General features: G+C 66.0%; 15 protein-coding genes and 1 pseudogene. 5 read left to right on the plus strand and 11 right to left on the minus strand.

Annotated features, from left to right (window positions below):
* From EN846_RS35900 to EN846_RS22980, 3 genes and pseudogenes are all read right to left on the minus strand, one after another.
* Positions 1-117, minus strand: a pseudogene (locus tag EN846_RS35900) (cobalamin-binding protein); the annotation flags it as partial.
* Positions 118-214: 97 nt separating this feature from the next.
* Positions 215-1864 (minus strand): ABC transporter substrate-binding protein, encoded by a 1650-nt coding sequence (locus tag EN846_RS22975; protein WP_128346880.1) that lies wholly within the window; start codon positions 1862-1864, stop codon positions 215-217.
* 41 nt (positions 1865-1905) lie between these two features.
* Complete coding sequence (locus EN846_RS22980; protein WP_127391777.1) at positions 1906-3456, minus strand: trimethylamine methyltransferase family protein; 1551 nt, start codon at positions 3454-3456, stop codon at positions 1906-1908.
* A gap of 91 nt (positions 3457-3547) precedes the next feature.
* Between EN846_RS22980 and EN846_RS22985 the strand changes: the two genes are divergently transcribed.
* Both EN846_RS22985 and mutL read left to right on the plus strand, forming a co-directional pair.
* Positions 3548-4450, plus strand: a complete 903-nt coding sequence (locus EN846_RS22985) for a LysR substrate-binding domain-containing protein (protein ID WP_127391776.1) — start codon at positions 3548-3550, stop codon at positions 4448-4450.
* A gap of 110 nt (positions 4451-4560) precedes the next feature.
* Positions 4561-6429: a DNA mismatch repair endonuclease MutL gene (gene mutL, locus EN846_RS22990; protein WP_127391775.1), complete on the plus strand. Its 1869-nt coding sequence runs from the start codon at positions 4561-4563 to the stop codon at positions 6427-6429.
* A 172-nt stretch (positions 6430-6601) separates the two neighbouring features.
* On the opposite strand, the gene EN846_RS22995 is transcribed toward mutL, so the two are convergent.
* Positions 6602-7495 (minus strand): DMT family transporter, encoded by an 894-nt coding sequence (locus tag EN846_RS22995; protein WP_127391774.1) that lies wholly within the window; start codon positions 7493-7495, stop codon positions 6602-6604.
* Between the two features lie 90 nt (positions 7496-7585).
* On the opposite strand from EN846_RS22995, the gene EN846_RS23000 reads away from it, so the two are divergent.
* The gene (locus EN846_RS23000) at positions 7586-8512 is read left to right on the plus strand and encodes a LysR family transcriptional regulator (protein ID WP_127391773.1); all 927 of its coding nucleotides are present in this window, start codon (positions 7586-7588) and stop codon (positions 8510-8512) included.
* Positions 8513-8528: 16 nt separating this feature from the next.
* On the opposite strand, the gene EN846_RS23005 is transcribed toward EN846_RS23000, so the two are convergent.
* Positions 8529-9119 (minus strand): hypothetical protein, encoded by a 591-nt coding sequence (locus EN846_RS23005; protein WP_127391772.1) that lies wholly within the window; start codon positions 9117-9119, stop codon positions 8529-8531.
* 114 nt (positions 9120-9233) lie between these two features.
* Between EN846_RS23005 and EN846_RS23010 the strand changes: the two genes are divergently transcribed.
* Entirely contained in the window at positions 9234-9467 is a 234-nt protein-coding gene (locus tag EN846_RS23010) for a DUF2093 domain-containing protein (RefSeq protein ID WP_127285849.1), read from the plus strand.
* 6 nt (positions 9468-9473) lie between these two features.
* Here the strand turns inward: EN846_RS23010 and lpxK are convergent, their stop codons facing one another.
* From lpxK to EN846_RS23040, 6 genes are all read right to left on the minus strand, one after another.
* Positions 9474-10499, minus strand: coding sequence for a tetraacyldisaccharide 4'-kinase (gene lpxK, locus EN846_RS23015; protein WP_127391771.1), 1026 nt, complete (start codon positions 10497-10499; stop codon positions 9474-9476).
* Between the two features lies 1 nt (position 10500).
* Positions 10501-11817, minus strand: a complete 1317-nt coding sequence (gene waaA / locus EN846_RS23020; protein WP_127391770.1) for a lipid IV(A) 3-deoxy-D-manno-octulosonic acid transferase — start codon at positions 11815-11817, stop codon at positions 10501-10503.
* On the minus strand, positions 11814-12572 hold the full coding sequence (locus tag EN846_RS23025) for a lysophospholipid acyltransferase family protein (protein ID WP_245478410.1): 759 nt from the start codon (positions 12570-12572) through the stop codon (positions 11814-11816). Before EN846_RS23025 ends, waaA begins: the two co-directional genes overlap by 4 nt.
* A 20-nt stretch (positions 12573-12592) precedes the next feature.
* The gene (locus tag EN846_RS23030) at positions 12593-12838 is read right to left on the minus strand and encodes a DUF4170 domain-containing protein (protein WP_127285845.1); all 246 of its coding nucleotides are present in this window, start codon (positions 12836-12838) and stop codon (positions 12593-12595) included.
* Positions 12839-12912: 74 nt separating this feature from the next.
* Positions 12913-13719, minus strand: a complete 807-nt coding sequence (locus EN846_RS23035) for a 3'(2'),5'-bisphosphate nucleotidase CysQ (protein ID WP_127391768.1) — start codon at positions 13717-13719, stop codon at positions 12913-12915.
* Positions 13706-15049: a TldD/PmbA family protein gene (locus EN846_RS23040; RefSeq protein WP_127391767.1), complete on the minus strand. Its 1344-nt coding sequence runs from the start codon at positions 15047-15049 to the stop codon at positions 13706-13708. The genes EN846_RS23035 and EN846_RS23040 overlap by 14 nt, the downstream gene beginning before the upstream one ends.
* A gap of 168 nt (positions 15050-15217) precedes the next feature.
* Between EN846_RS23040 and EN846_RS23045 the strand changes: the two genes are divergently transcribed.
* On the plus strand, positions 15218-15634 hold the full coding sequence (locus EN846_RS23045) for a VOC family protein (protein WP_127391766.1): 417 nt from the start codon (positions 15218-15220) through the stop codon (positions 15632-15634).
* Positions 15635-15641 lie beyond the last annotated feature (7 nt).

The raw sequence follows: 15641 nt of genomic DNA on the forward strand, positions 1-15641 counted from the left end.
AAGGATGTTGGTGCCTTCCTCGATCTCTTCCTTCAGCCCGTCATAAAGGTCGTCGTGCATCTGCTGCACGAGCTCGTCGTCGGAAAGCTCGGAAAGGATGATCTCGTCGTCGGACATTTTTTCTCGGCGCCAATTGCTCATGAGTGATTTACGGGCCGCCGGCACCTTTTGTCAGAGGTGCCGGCGCAGTTGCTTGCAAGTCTCGGGAGGTGTTTCAGGCGTCCAGCCAGACGTTCTGGAAATCCATTTCGTAGGTCTGGTGCATCGAATAGTTCTTCACCTTCTTGCTCATGTGGCAGTAGAGCTTCTGCCAGAAGGGTTGGATGATGACGCCGGAATCCTGCAGGATCTGCTCGACGTCCTTCATCACTTCCTTGCGCTTGGCGGGATCGGCCAGCGAGAGCGCCTCCTTGAGCTTGGCGTCGAAATCCGGGTTCGCGAACGCCGTCTCATTCCAGGCCTCGCCAGAGCGATAGCCGAGCGCCAGCACCTGGACGCCGAGCGGACGCATGTACCAGATGGTCATCGAATAGGGATACTTCGTCCAGTCGTTCCAGAAGGTCGAGCCCGGCAGCACCGTACGCTTCACCTTGATGCCGGCATCGCGCAACTGGCCGGCGATCGCATCGCCGGTGTTCTTCTGCCATTCGTCCTCGACGGTGATCAACTCATGCTCGAAGTCGGCCTGCCCGGCATCCGCCATCAGCTTCTTGGCGGCGGCGGCATCGCGTGTCTTCTTGGGCAGCGGATAGTATTCGGGATGGATCGGGCTGACGTGGTGGTTCTCGCCAACGGTGCCGCGCCCGGCGTAGCCGAGCTGCATGACGGCATCGTTGTCGACCGCCATCTGCAGCGCATTGCGCACCCGCTGGTCGTCATAGGGCTTGTGGGTGATGTTGGTGCGGGCGACGAGCGTGGTCGCCGTCGCGACCTCCGATTTCACCAAATCCATCTTGTCGAGGGCGTCGATGAAGTCGGCCGGCGTTTCGAAATCGAGGTCGATCTCGCCGGAATCGAAGGCGTTCAGCGTGGCGTTGAAGTCGGTGCCGTAGTCGATGAACTCGACACTGTCGAGCGGCGTTTCGCCACCCCACCATTTGCCGCTCTCGCGACGCTTGACGACCGCCTTCTGGCCGACATCGTAGGATACCAGCTCGAACGCTCCGGTGCCGATCGGCTTCTTGATCGGGTCGGCGCCATCCTTGTCGAAGTCGCGATGCACGACCAGCGCCGGATAGTCGGTGAAGCCCGGTATGATCGCGATATCGGCTTCGCTGAGCTTCAGCTTGACCGTATGGTCATCGACCTTGGTGATTGCGCCATCCCTTGCCTTGCCGGTCTTGGCGTCGACCAACGCGCCGACGCGGGCGGCCATGGAATTGCCGGAAGCCCCCTTCTCGCACCAGCGATTCAGGTTGAAGACCACGTCATCGGCGTTGAAGGCATCGCCATTGTTCCAGGTCACGCCCTTGCGCAGGTGCAGCGTGTATTCGGTGGCGTCGTCGTTGATGTCCCAGCTTTCGAGCAGCACCGGCTCGAAAGTGAACTGGTGCGTGTAGCGGACGAGCGGCTCCAGCCAGCAACGGGTGACGTTCGCCATCTCGGTCCAGTCATAGGTGCGCGGATCCTTCTGCGCCTTGACCGACATCGAGACGTGCAGCGTGCCACCTTTCTTGGGCTCGTCGGCCAGTGCTTCTGTCGGCGCGGCAAGGCCGATCATGCCATAGGCGAACGCCGTCGACGCGCCGAAGGCGCTGGCCAGCGCCAGGAATTCACGCCTGTCCATGCGGCCCGCCCGCGTTTCTTCTGCCATTGCCTCGATGGCGCCCGGCACGCGGTCGCCATTGCTTCTGAAGAGTGCCATTTTTTCCTCCCTTATGGTTCGTCAGGTCTTCGCCTGTTTTACTAACTAACGCTGTCCGGCAGTTTTTCCTCACGCCGCGCGATCAAATCCTTAAGACCCTCGGCGATGCCCTCGTCGAGCTTCGGCTCCTCATAGTCGGCCAGCATGTTGCGCGCCTTCTCACGGCCGCGCGTGTCGTGGTCCTTCGCGCCTTCGGCGTTCCATTGCTCGTACGAATTGAAGTCCATGATCGAGGGCATGAAGAAAGCGGACTCGAAATGTTCGAGCGTGTGCTGGGTGCCGAGGAAATGGCCCTGCGGCCCCACCTCGCGGATCGCCGCCATCGCTTCCTTGAAATCGTCGAAGGGAAGGCCGCCGGCATATTTGTACCAGCCGACAAGCTGCTCGCAGTCGGTGGCGAATTTCGAATAGCCGCAGGTCAGCCCTGCCTCCAGCCATCCGGCCGAGTGCCAGATGTAGTTGGCGCCGGCAAGGATGGCGGCATGCATCAGCATGTTCGCCTCGTAGCCGGCCTGGGCGTCGTTCAATTTGGAGCCGACATGGAAGCCCGAGGTGCGCCACGGCAGTTTATATTTCCTGGCCAGCGCGCCCATCAGATACATCATCTGCGCCGCCTCCGGCGTGCCGCCCATCGGCGCTCCGGTCTTCATGTCGACCGTCACCATGAACTGGCCGTAGATCTGCGGCGAGCCCGGACGCAGCAGCTGGGTGAAGGCGACGCCGGCCAGCGCTTCCGCATTGACCTGCGCCACCGCGCCGACGGCGGAGGCCGAGGTCGAGGCGCCGCACAGAGCGAAGGGGGCGAGGATCAGCGGCTGGTTGCTGCGCGCATAGACCTTCATCGCGTCGAGCATGGTGGCGTCCCACACCAGCGGCGAGTTGCAGTTGGTGATCGCCACCAGGACCGAATTGTCTCGGACATAGTCCTCGCCGAAGACGACGCCGGCCATCGCCATCGTGTCTTCGGCGCGTTCCTTCGACGTCACGATGCCCATGAACGGCTTGTCGGAGTGCTTCAGCGCCGAATGGATGATGTGCAAATGACGCTTCGGCACCGGGATTTCCATCGGCTCGCAGATGACCGAGCTCGACGAGTGCAGCGCCGGCGCCATGTAGGCGAGCTTGTGGAAATTGTTGAGGTCGGCGAGCGAGCCGTAGCGCCTGTTGTTGTCGAGATCGCGGATATAGGGCGCGCCATACATCGGCACGAATATGGAATTCTTGCCGCCGACGCGGACGGTGCGCTCGGGGTTGCGGGCATTGAGCGTGAATTCCGATGGAACCTTCGAGACCAGTTCCATCAAGAGCGCACGGTCGATACGCACGCGCGTTTCGGAGACATCGGCGCCGGCGGCCTTCCACAGGGCGATCGCCTCGTCGTCGCGGAACTCGCAGCCCACCTCTTCGAGGATCGCGAGCGATTCCTGGTGGATCAGTTCCACCGCCTCGTCGGGGACCATCTGATATGCCGGGATCTGGCGCACCAGCGTCGGAAACGAGGCCACGGGAGCGCCCCGTATCGCCTTGCGCCCCAGGCGGCCGCCGCTTCTGCGGTTGGCATGTTCGGTCACTGCAACGGCCGGTGCATTCATGGCAATTCATCCTCCAGCAGCCCGTCAACTTAACGAGGCGAAACATCGCTGTGACGCTGGAAAATCCTGATCTCTTGTATAAACTCTGCTTATGCGAAGCCTGCGCCACCTGCTGCCCTCCGCCGGCAGCCTGATCGTCTTCGAGGCGGCCGGCCGGCTGTCGAGCTTCACCGCGGCCGGTCGCGAGCTCGGCATGACGCAGGCGGCCGTGTCCTACGCCGTGCGCGGACTGGAGGAGCAGCTCGGCGCCAAGCTGTTCCAGCGCCGCCATCGCCAGGTTCTCCTGACCGAGGCCGGCGAGCGGTTCCACGCCGACGTCTCGCTCGGCCTTTCCCATATCCGCAAGTCGGCGGAGGATTTGCGCCTGCAGGCGACCGGCGGCCATGTGACGCTTGCCGCCTCGACCGCCTTCGGCTCGTTTTGGATGATGCCGCGCCTGCAGCAGTTCCGCGACGAACTGCCGGGCGTCGATCTGCGCATCCAGACCGCCGATCGCGATCTCGACATCATCGCCGAGGGCATCCCGCTCGGCGTGCGCGGCGGCATGCCGCGCGACTGGCCGGACTATCATTCGATGTCGCTGTCCGACGAGGAGATCTTCCCGGTCGCAGGCCCCAGCTACCTCGCTAAATTCGGCAAGCCGAAAACGGTCGAGGAACTCGCCACGCACCGACTCATCCATCTGGAGGAGCCCTACCGAGAGGCCCCGAACTGGGACGAATGGTTCGCGTCAGCCGGAACCAGCCTGCGCAACGCCGAGCGCGGCTTGCGAATCAATGATTATGCGCTGGTGATCCAGGCGGTGATGGAAGGGCAAGGCATCTCGCTCGGTTGGCGGCATCTGGTCGAGCGCCTCGTGGCATCGGGGCTGCTGGTGCCGGTGACGGATCACGTGCTGACAACCGGCATCGGGTTCTACGTCATCTGGCCAAAGAACCGCGAACTCAGCGACAATGCGCGCAAGGTAAGGGACTGGCTGGTGACACAGGCGTGAGGTCGCCAGCTTCTGCGCGGCAGCGGAGCGCGAGGGGATCGTGACGGTAGCTGTTGCCAACTGTATTCCGCCCCTCCCCCAACGCTGTCGAATCCGCCTATAATCTTCGGATGCCCATCCGCCAGCTTTCCGAAACGATGATCAACCAGATCGCCGCCGGCGAGGTCATCGAGCGTCCGGCGAGCGTGGTGAAGGAACTGGTCGAGAACGCGCTCGATGCCGGGGCGTCCCGCGTCGAGATCGTCACCGCGGGCGGCGGGCTGAACCTGATCCGCGTCACCGACGACGGCTCCGGCATCTCGGAGCGGGAACTGGCGCTGGCAATCGCACGCCACTGCACTTCCAAGCTTTCAGACGACATCCTCGACATCCGCTCACTCGGCTTCCGCGGCGAGGCGCTGCCCTCGATCGGCTCGGTGGCGCGGCTGTCGATCCGCTCGCGCACGGCCGCCGGCGACAGCGCGGCTGAGATCGGCATCGAGGGCGGCCGGGTCTCGGCAGTGAAGCCGGCGGCGGCCAACCGCGGCACCACGGTCGAGGTGCGCGACCTGTTCTTCGCCACGCCCGCACGGCTCAAATTCATGAAGGGCGAGCGGGCCGAAAGCTCGGCGACCAGCGATGTGGTGAAGCGCATCGCCATCGCCTTCCCCGGCGTGCGCTTCACGCTTGCCGGCACCGACCGCTCGACGCTGGAATTGCCGGCGACCGGCGACGATCCGGAGGGCCGGCTGCAACGCGTGGCGCAAGTGATGGGCGCCGAGTTCCCCGACAATGCCATCCCCATCGATGCCACGCGCGATGGCGTGCATCTTGCCGGCCACGTCTCCATTCCATCCTTCACGCGGGCGAACGCGCTGCAGCAATATGCCTATGTCAACGGAAGGCCGGTGCGCGACAAGCTGATCGCCGGCGCAATCCGCGGCGCCTTCGCCGACGTGCTGCCGCGCGACCGCCATGCGGTGACGGTGCTGTTCCTTTCGCTCGATCCGGCGACCGTCGACGTCAATGTCCATCCGGCCAAGGCCGATGTGCGTTTTCGCGATCCGGGCCTGGTGCGTGGGCTGATCGTCGGCGCCATCCGCGAGGCGCTGGCCGGCGCCGGCATCCGCGCCGCGACCACGGGCGCTGCCGGCATGATGGCGGCGTTCCGGCCGGGCAGCGCTCCCTTCGGCCATGGCGGGCCGGCCAATGGCCACCGCAGCTACGAGGCGGCCTACCGCGCATCGGGTTTAGCCGGCTTCGAGCATTCGCCTCAGCGGCCGCTCGACATGGGATATGGCGACGCCCAGCAGCAAAGGACTGGCTTCGGCGAAAACGATCAGGCTGCGTTCGAGACCGGGCCGCTTCACAGCGCCGACGCGCGCGCCAGCCGGGGAGAGCCGGCCGAGACATTGCTCGGCACGGCGCTGGGCGCGGCGCGGGCGCAAGTGCACGAGAATTATATCGTCGCCCAGACCAGGGATTCGCTGGTCATAGTCGACCAGCACGCCGCGCATGAGCGGCTGGTCTACGAGGCCCTGAAGAACGCGCTGCACTCGCGTAGGGTGCCCTCGCAGATGCTTTTGCTGCCGGAGATCGTCGACTTGGCCGAAGAAGACGCCGAGCGGCTGGCCATGCATTCCGAGACGCTGGCCAGATTCGGCCTCGGCCTCGAGCGCTTCGGCCCGGGCGCGGTGGCGGTGCGCGAGACGCCGTCGATCCTCGGCGAAACCAATGTGCAGCAACTGGTGCGCGACCTCGCCGACGAGATCGCCGACAACGACACGGTCGAGACACTGAAGGAGCGGCTGCACCACATCGCGGCGACCATGGCCTGCCATGGCTCGGTGCGTTCGGGGCGGCTGCTGAAGCCCGAAGAGATGAACGCGCTGTTGCGCCAGATGGAGGCGACGCCCGGCTCCGGCACCTGCAACCACGGCCGCCCGACCTATATCGAGCTGAAGCTTGCCGACATCGAGCGGCTGTTCGGGCGGCGGTAGGATCGTACGGCGCAGCCCCGCCCCGCTGCTTCGCGGCGATCCTCCCCACAAGGAGGAGGTAAGCGCGGTGCCCTACCTTGCGGGGAGGTCGGATCGAAGGTCCGGGTGGGGGACATGAAAAGAGCCGCACGATGCGGCTCTTTTCATGACTCGGGAACGCTAGATCCCTGACTTACCGCTTCAAATTCACCACGATGACGCCGCCGAGCGCCAGCGCGCCGCCGAGGATGCCGAGCAGCGTCGGCACTTCGCCCAGCCAGAAAAAGCCGATCAGGGCGGACATCGGCGAGACCAGATAGAGGAAGTTCGAGGCACGCGCAGCCGGCAGGCGCGACAGCGCGGTCGCCCAGGCGGCGTAGGCGATCAGGCTGGGCACGATGCCGAGGTAGATGACGGCGCCGAGACCGGCTGTGTCGGCAACCGCCGCCTGCGAGATCGCTTCCGGCAGGAAGGGCGCCAGGCAGAGTGCGCCGAGCACCATGTTGGAGGCGGCGATGGTCAACGGATGATGGCGGGCAAAGAGCGGCTTCTGGACGATGGTGTTGACGGCCGAGCAGAGCGCGGAACCCAGCACCAAGAGGGCGCCGGTGTTGAAGTGCAGCCCCTGCCCGTCGGCCATGGCGATGATGCCGATGCCAGCGAACGAGATCAGCGTGCCGAGCCAGGCCATGCCCGAAAAGCGCTCGCCGAGCAGCGCCATCGCCATGATGGCGGTGAAGATAGGGCTGACGTTGATGATGAAGCCGGCGGCGCCCGCCGACACGGTCAGCTCACCGAAATTGAGCATCGCCGTGTAAAGCGCGACGAAGATGGCGCCGCCGAAGCCGAAGCGCCACAACTCGTCGACCTTGGGCAGCGCCGGGCGCTTGACAGCCAGGAAGATCGCCGCCGGCACGGCGGCGATGGCAAAACGCAGCGCGCCGAGCTCCAGCGGCTGGAAGGCCGCGAGGCCTGCACGGATCGCCGGGAAGGCGGAAGCCCAGCCGACCACTGTGAGCGCGACCGCGATGACCGCCGTGGTGTCCATTCGCTGTGTCTGATTCAACGTACCGGCATAGGCGGTCATCGCTATATCCTCGTTGCTTGGCTCCATGGGGCTAGAAGACCGCATCAACCGTCGATTGACAAACGACCAATTCGAGGGTCACCTGTGAGCATGGATCACAGCTCGAACCAGTTACTCCCGTTGGAGACCTTGCGCGCTTTCGATGCTGCGGCGCGAACGGGGAGCTTTTCGGCGGCGGCCGAGAGGCTGAACCTCACCCACGGCGCCATCAGCCGGCAGATCGCCAAGCTGGAGGACTGGCTGGGGCTGAAAGTGTTCGAGCGCAACGCGCGCGGCGTGACGCTGACCAATGAGGGCAACCGGCTGCATCTGAGAACCACCGAGGCCTTCGCGCTGATCTCGGTCAATTCCGACCGCTGGGTGGAGCCGCGCGGCACCGCGGTCGTGCGGCTGGCCTCGATCCCCTCGGTCAGCGGCCTGTGGCTGATGCCGCGCATGGCGGCGCTCGAGAACAGCCCGACCCGGCTGCGCATCGTGCTCGATGTCGACAACCGCCAGGCGGACCTCGCCGACGAAGGCATCGACCTTTCGGTGCGTTGCGGGCGCGGTCGCATTCCCGGTCGCGTCTCGGTGCAGCTGTTCGAGGAGCACATCTTCCCGATCGCTTCGCCGGAACTGGCGGAGGAAATAGGGCACGGCGACCCTGCCCGGCTGCTCAAGTTCCCGCTGATCAACGATTCCGACGCATCCGCCTGGCGCGCCTGGCTCGCGGCGCAGGATATCGACTACCGCCCTCGTCCACAGGATCGACGCTTCGAAGATTACAATCTGGTGCTCGACGCTGCGGCGCACGGGTTGGGCATCGCGCTGGCGCGGCCGCCACTGACGCAGGCGCAACTCAAGACGGGCCGGATCGTCGCCGTCGATGACCGCACCGCGCTCAATCCGGTGTCCTACTGGCTCGACCGGCCCGTCGGCCGCCCGCGCGCCGCCGCGGCAGACCTTGCGCGGCGCATTGCGGCACAGGCAGGCCTTGCGACTGAAAAACTCGAAGCCTTCCTGCAGGACGACGCGTAGAGCCGGTCAGACCCGGTCAGCGAAGCAGCAACAGCGCGATGGTGGTGATCGTCGCCGAGAGCAGCGCCGTTAAGATCGACATCATCCACAGCGGCAGCTGGCTGGGTTGCGACGATCGAGCGCTACCCGGTCGGGCGGCTGCGCCACGTGGCCTAGGCGCGTTGGAATTGGCAGCAACCAGCACTGAAGAGGAAACCGCGATCGTGGACACAGGCAATGACGGTGCCGCCGCAGCCCTCGTCATGCTGTCCGCTATCGCCGTCTGAGGCGAGGTCGGGCCGCGCGAAGCCTTTTCGGCTTCCGCCGCCGCCTTGCCTGGCCGAACGCCCGCCGAGGCACGATCCGCTTCCGGTTCCATGACCGCCCTGTAGGCATCCTCGATCTGGTCGGAAGACAGGCGTTGAGTCGCGTGGGCGGGCGACCTCGGCAACGAGCCGTTGAAAGCCTGGGCGGCGAACTGGGCCGAAGTGGCGGCCGACGGTGCCGGCGGTTGGACAAGCGCCTTGACCAGCGCCGCGGTTGCCGGATCGGCCTTGGCCGTTGGCACCGGCTGCGGCGTGAGCGCCTCCTTCAGCAGCGATGTCAGGCGGGTGGAGGAAATGTCCATGCCGGTTCCCATCAACCATTATGCTGATCGAGCGATACTCCACGAGCATTGCGTCAAGCTTGACCTTGCCTGCGATTTGTGGCGATTGAATCTCATGAACCCAAGCGTCATTTCATGATGAACCGTTTTGAAGGCCCGGGCGGCAAGGAAGCCCGCATCCGCTATCTCGACGGCGACTTCCAGGTCACCAGTCCAGGCGCATTCGTGCGCTGTGCGGTGACGGGCGAGAGCATTCCGCTGGATGAGCTCAAATACTGGAGCGTCGCCCGGCAGGAGCCCTACGTGAACGCCACCGCCTCGCTGCGCCGCGAGATCGAGATGCACCCGGAGCTGCGCAGCCGAAAGTAGGTCTTATCATCCCCGCAGCTTGCGCTGTCGCCAGGCATCCAGCGTCTCGTCGATGATGCGTTCGGGCGCATGGTCGAGCTCGAAGACGGCGTCAATCTCCAGTACGTCGAGCTGCTCCAGGAACTCTTGCGACGCGCCATGGCGCAGCCGGGCGGCGTCCTTGGCGGTGGTCGCCAGGCGAAGCCCATCGCGCTTGGCGGTCGCCGCCAGTTCGGCAAGCTCGTCCTCGGCGTAGAAATGATGGTCGGGGAAGGATTTGGCGAGCACGACCTCGCCGCCGGCCTCGCTCAGCGTGCGGAAGAACTTATCGGGATGGCCGATGCCGGCGAAAGCGAGAAAGCGCTTGCCGGCGAAGCGCTTGCGGGCGCGAGGCTCGGTATGCGCCTCGAAGATCGGCCGCCCGGCGCGCGCCGCCTGGCGCACCACCGCGTCGGCGGCCGTCCCCTCGCCCATCTTGAGCAGCGCGCTGGTGAAGACCAGCTGGTCGACGATGTTTGCTCGCAGCGGTCCGCCCGGGATGACGCGGCCATTGCCGATGCCGTAGCGGGCGTCGACGACCACCAGCGCGAAGTCGATATGGAGGCGCGCGCTCTGGAAGCCGTCGTCCATGATGAGGAAGTCGCAGCCGAGCTTTTCCTTCAGCAGCCTGGCGCCGGCGGCACGGTTCGGCGTCACCGCCACCGGCGCATGCTCGGCCAAAAGCAGCGGCTCGTCGCCGACGTGTTTGGCGGCGTCGTGATGCGCATCGACGATGTGCGGCTCACCGAAGGAGCCGCCGTGGCCGCGCGACAGGAAGCCGGGATTGAGCTGCATGCGCTTGGCTTGCCTGGCGAGCGCGATCGCCACAGGCGTCTTGCCGGTGCCGCCGACGGTGAAGTTGCCGACGCACAGCACCGGCGCCTCGACCTTTTCGCGCGGTGCCCGCCGCATGCGGCGGCCGGCGACGAGCGCATAGGCCGCCGACAGCGGCGACAGCGCCAGAACGCGCCAGTCCGGTTTTTCCCACCAGAAGGGCGGTGCTTCGGAGGTCACGCTACCTCCCGTCTGCGCCCTTCAGGCGCGACTTGACGATCAGCGGCTGGATGTAGGGCTCCAGCGACTTCAGCGTGCGTGCCAGCGCGCCGCGCATCTCGTCGACGGTGGCCGCTCCCGCCGCCATCATCTCATGGCGCGCCACCTCGTTGGTCAGCAGGAAATTGACGGCGCCGGCCAGCATGTCGCGGTCGCGCACCAGCTTGGCGCCGCCGCTGTCGAGCAGGCGCTGATAGGCCTCGCGGAAGTTCTGCACGTTGCGGCCGGCGAGCACCGCCGTCTCCAGCATCGCCGGCTCGAGCGGGTTCTGGCCGCCCTCGGAGGTCAGCGAGCGGCCGACGAAGGCGATTTCCGTCAGCCGCAGGTAGAGACCCATCTCGCCGATCGTGTCGCCGAGCAGGATGTCGGTGTCGGCCGTGATCCTGTCGCCCTTGCTGCGGCGGGCGAGCTTCAGGCCCATGGCGGAAATCTGCGCGGAAAGCGCTTCGGCGCGATCGGGGTGGCGCGGCACGATGATGGTGAGCAAGCCGTGGTGGCGCCGGTGCAAGGTCGCATGCACCTCAGCCGCCACCACCTCCTCGCCGTCATGGGTCGAGATCGCCGCCCAGGTCGGCCGTTCGCCGATCTGCCGCTTCAGCGAGGCGAGCGCGCGCTCGTCGACCGGCGGCGGCGCGGTATCGACCTTGAGGTTGCCAGACACCGTCACAGGCCGAGCGCCGAGCGTGCGGAAGCGCTCGCCGTCGACATCCGACTGGGCAACGACATGGGCAAGGTTCTCGAACAGGGCCTCGGCGATGTTGGCGCGCTTCTTCCACGACGTGAAGGAGCGGTCGGACAGCCTGCCGTTGACCAGCACCTGCGGCACGCGGCGGGCGCCGAGTTCCAGCATGGTCATCGGCCAGATCTCCGATTCGGCGATGATCGCGAGGTCCGGCCGCCAATGGTCGAGGAAGCGGCTGACGGCGGGCTTCAGGTCAAGCGGCACGTATTGATGGATGATGCGGTCACCCAACCGCTCGTCGGCGACCTGCGCGGAGGTGACTGTGCCGGTGGTGAGCACGATGTTGACGCCATAGTCGAGGATGCTCTTGACCAGCGGCACGACGGCGATCGTCTCGCCGACGCTGGCCGCATGGATCCAGATCACCGGTCCTTCCGGACGCGGGCGGCCGGCGACACCGTAGCGCTCGCGCCGGCGCACGCGATCTTCCTTGCCCCTGGAGGTGCGCCAGGCGACATAGGGGCCGATCAGCGGATAGGCCGCGGCGCCCGCGTAGCGGTAGGCCGACAGCATGGCGCGCGCCCAGCGCTCGCTCATTTCGAACCGTCCACGAGGCGATAGGCCTCGGCAGTTGCGGCGTTGATCGCGTCGGTGACTTCCTGGCGCTTGCGTTCCATCTCGGCGTCGTCGGCATCGGCCGGCACGAATACCGGCGGCCCGACGATAACCGCTGAGCGGCCGAAAGGCAGGTTTATGGTGGTTTTATCCCAGCTTTTTTCAAGCACCTTGCGGCGGCTGGTGGCGATCGCCGAAGGCAGGATCGGCCGGCCGGACAGCCGCGCCAGAAGCACGACGCCCATCCCGGCGTCGCGCGGCGTGCCATGCGGAATGTCGGCGATCATGGCCACATTCTTATCGGCGGCGAGCGATTTCTTCAGGGCAATCAAAGCCTTGGCGCCACCCTTGTCGAGATGCCTCGTACTGTCGCGGCCACCGGAGCCGCGCACCGCCTCGATGCCGAACTTCTCAAGCATCAACGCGTTGAGCTCGGCATCCGCGCTGCGCGAGACCATGGCGACCAGCTTCCGGCCTTTCGGGTAATAGGCGGGCGTCAGCAGGTGCTGGCCGTGCCAGAGCGCGATGATACCGGGCTCTAGATGCGCGTAGGCGCCGCCGGCGACCTGAGTCGACCCCTTGACCAGCGGGCTGGTCAGGCGAACCAGACGGACAAAATTGGCGAACAGGCCGGCGATGAAGCTTTTGACGAACCGCGACTGCGCCAGCGGCTCGCGAATCCTGCGCCAGAGCGTCTTGCCGCCACGCCTGACCGTATGGGCGGGCTGCCCCTTCACCGCTTCATGCTCCAACGGTGTCAACCGGCGGCCTTCACGTCTGGGTCGAGCAGCCGGTGCAGGTGAACGACGAAATAGCGCATATGGGCATTGTCGACGCTGGCCTGCGCCTTGGCTTTCCAGGCCGAGTGCGCGGACTGATAGTCGGGATAGATGCCGACGATGTCGAGTCCGTCGAGGTCGCGGAATTCGGTTCCGCCGAGCTTCTTCAACTCGCCACCAAATACCAGGTGCAAAAGCTGTTTCTTTCCGTCTTCCACGGCCATGTCGGTCCTTCACATATCGTGAGTTTGCAAAGGTCTAGACCAAAGCCGCCGACTTTGGAACCTTTGATGATGGTTCAACTTTCCAGCCCGGCGATGACGCCGGCAAGCACGTCGAGCAGCTTGCCGCTGCCGGCGGCCAGCGCGCCGTGGTGGATCACCGCGCCGGCATAGCGCGGCGGCCGGCCTTGTCTGTCGAGCAAGGCGCCGCCCGCCTCGCGCAGGATGAGGTCGGCGGCGGCGATGTCCCAGTCATGCGCGTTGGGCTTGACGAAGGTGGCGTCGAGCTTGCCGGCGGCGATCATCGCCAGCCGGTAGGCGAGCGATGGAACATAGGGCATGCGGTGCAACCGGCCCTGCCACGCCTCCGGCAGCAGGTCGACAAGCGGCTTCGGGCCGCCGATATCCACATTGTCCGCCAGCGCGCGCACGCGGATCCGCTCGCCGTTGAGGAAGGCGCCTTCGCCAGGCAGCGCCCAGTAGGTCTCATGCTTGGCCGGGCATTCGAGGACGCCGGCCAGCGTCACCCCGTTTTCCACCACCGCGACGCTCACGCACCAGGAGTGCAGGCCATCGAGAAAACCACGCGTGCCGTCGATCGGGTCAACGACGAAGGTGCGGTGCGCGGCAAGCCTGGCATGGTCGTCGGCGGTTTCCTCCGATAGCCAGCCGTAACCCGGCCGCGCCTTGAGCAAGGTCTGGCGAAGAAAGGCGTCGGCCGCGTGGTCGGCCTCGCTGACCGGCGAAGTGCCACCCTTCATCCAGACTTGCGGGTTGTTGCCGAAATAGCGCATGGCGATCGCGCCCGCCTCGCGGGCGGCGTCGCGCAGCAGAGCGAGGTCCTCCCGGGCCCCGGTCAGGACGGTCGGATCAGGCGCCGGCAAGGGTCATGCCTTCGATGAGCAGCGTCGGCGCCGCGGTGCCGAAATTGCGGTCGAGGTCGCTCGCCGGCACCATATTGAGGAACATGGTCTTCAGATTGGAGGCAATCGTCACTTCGGCGACCGGATAGGTGAGCTCGCCATTCTCGATCCAGAATCCGGAGGCGCCGCGGCTGTATTCGCCGGTCACCATGTCGACGCCCTGGCCAAAGACTTCAGTGACATAGAAGCCGCGCTTCAGCGACTTGATGAGGTCTTCCGGCGTCCGCTCGCCCGGCTCGATGGCGAGATTGGTCGAGGACGGCGAGACCGAGGAGCCGCTGCGCGAGCCGCGTCCGTTGGTGACAAGGCCGAGCTCACGCGCGGCCGAGGTCGACAGGAACCAGTGGTTGAGCACGCCCTTGTCCACCATCAGCAGTTTCTCGCCCTCGACGCCTTCGCCGTCAAAGGGGCGCGAGGCCTGGCCGCGGCGCCTCAGCGGCTCGTCGGTGACGGTGATCGCCGCCGCGGCGACCTGCTTGCCCATCATCTCGCGCAGGAAACTGGTCTTGCGCGCCACCGCGGCGCCATTGATGGCGCCGGCGAGATGGCCAGCGATGCCGCGCGCGACGCGCGGATCGAACACGACGTCGACCGGTCCGGTCGCCGCCTTGCGAGCGCCGAGGCGGCGCACGGCGCGCTCGCCGGCCTTGCGGCCGATCTCTTCGGGCGCATCGAGATCGGCGAAATGCTGGCGCGACGAGAACTCATAGTCGCGCTCCATGCCGGTGCCCTCGCCGGCAATGACACTGGTCGAGCGCGAGAAGCGCGAGGCGACATACTGGCCGACGAAACCGTGCGAGGTGGCAAGCACCAGGCCGCCCAGCCCGGCGCTGGCGCCGCTGCCGGCCGAATTGGTGACGCCCTTGACGGCGAGTGCGGCCGCTTCCGCCGCAAGTGCCGCCTCCTTCAACGCATCGGCCGAAACCTCGGTGGCGTCGAAGAGGTCGAGGTCGCGGGGCTTGCCGGCCAGAAGGGCAGGATCGGCAAGGCCCTGATAGGGATCCTCGGGCGATACCCTGGCCATGGCGACGGCGCGTTCAGCCAGCGCCCTGGGGTCCGAGGCCGAGGTCGCCGAAACGCTCGCCACCCGCTGGCCGACGAAGACGCGCAGCGAGACATCCTCGCTCTCCGACGATTCGGTGCCCTCGACCTTGCCCAGCCGCACCGAAACGCCCGCGGAGCGACCACGCACCGCGACAGCGTCGGCGGCATCGGCGCCGGCGCGCCTTGCAGCCTCGACCAGGGCCGCGACGCGGTCGGTCAGTTTTGCTGCGTCGAGCTTGTCGGTCATGCACTTGATCCTGTTTCTTCGCCGTGGTTGGGAAGCTGCCGCACCATCTATTGTTCCCCTGCCGCTTGTGCAATGGCGGAAGGACAATCACAGTGCCGCGACCAAATCGCACCCGAACCGGCCGAAACCACCGCCCAATGCATCGCCAAACTGCCAGGAGCCTTCGCCATGACGCCTTTCCATCTCGCCTTTCCGGTGCGTGATCTCGATGAAACCCGCGCTTTCTATGGCGAGGTGCTGGGCTGCGCCATCGGTCGCTCCTCGGCGAGCTGGGTGGATTTCGATCTCTTCGGCCACCAAATGTCGGCGCATTTGCGGCCGCAGGCATCAGTGGCGGCGCACGAGGGCAAGGTCGACGGTGTCGCGGTGCCGATTCCGCATTTCGGCGCGGTGCTGCTGATGGACGAATGGGAGCGGCTGGCAGCCAGGCTGGAAGCGCGATCCGACATAGACTGGCTGGAGCGCCCGATGGTGCGCTTCAAGGGCGAGCCCGGCGAGCAAGCGACGCTGTTCATCCGCGACCCCTCCGGCAATGCCCTGGAATTCAAGGGCTTCCGTTCGCTGGAGCAGATCTTCGCGCATTGAGCCGATC

The organism is Mesorhizobium sp. M4B.F.Ca.ET.203.01.1.1, assembly GCF_004791025.1.
In the GTDB taxonomy this organism is placed as follows: Bacteria; Pseudomonadota; Alphaproteobacteria; order Rhizobiales; family Rhizobiaceae; genus Mesorhizobium; species Mesorhizobium abyssinicae.

Coding starts and splice junctions, on each gene's coding strand:
- EN846_RS23040 (WP_127391767.1), bottom strand. CDS start 15,049: ATGACCGACAAGCTCGACGCAGCAAAACTGACCGACCGCGTCGCGGCC.
- EN846_RS22975 (WP_128346880.1), bottom strand. CDS start 1,864: ATGGCACTCTTCAGAAGCAATGGCGACCGCGTGCCGGGCGCCATCGAG.
- mutL (WP_127391775.1), top strand. CDS start 4,561: ATGCCCATCCGCCAGCTTTCCGAAACGATGATCAACCAGATCGCCGCC.
- EN846_RS22985 (WP_127391776.1), top strand. CDS start 3,548: ATGCGAAGCCTGCGCCACCTGCTGCCCTCCGCCGGCAGCCTGATCGTC.
- waaA (WP_127391770.1), bottom strand. CDS start 11,817: ATGAGCGAGCGCTGGGCGCGCGCCATGCTGTCGGCCTACCGCTACGCG.
- EN846_RS23030 (WP_127285845.1), bottom strand. CDS start 12,838: ATGGCCGTGGAAGACGGAAAGAAACAGCTTTTGCACCTGGTATTTGGT.
- EN846_RS23005 (WP_127391772.1), bottom strand. CDS start 9,119: ATGGACATTTCCTCCACCCGCCTGACATCGCTGCTGAAGGAGGCGCTC.
- EN846_RS23010 (WP_127285849.1), top strand. CDS start 9,234: ATGATGAACCGTTTTGAAGGCCCGGGCGGCAAGGAAGCCCGCATCCGC.
- EN846_RS22980 (WP_127391777.1), bottom strand. CDS start 3,456: ATGAATGCACCGGCCGTTGCAGTGACCGAACATGCCAACCGCAGAAGC.
- EN846_RS23000 (WP_127391773.1), top strand. CDS start 7,586: ATGGATCACAGCTCGAACCAGTTACTCCCGTTGGAGACCTTGCGCGCT.
- EN846_RS23045 (WP_127391766.1), top strand. CDS start 15,218: ATGACGCCTTTCCATCTCGCCTTTCCGGTGCGTGATCTCGATGAAACC.
- EN846_RS22995 (WP_127391774.1), bottom strand. CDS start 7,495: ATGACCGCCTATGCCGGTACGTTGAATCAGACACAGCGAATGGACACC.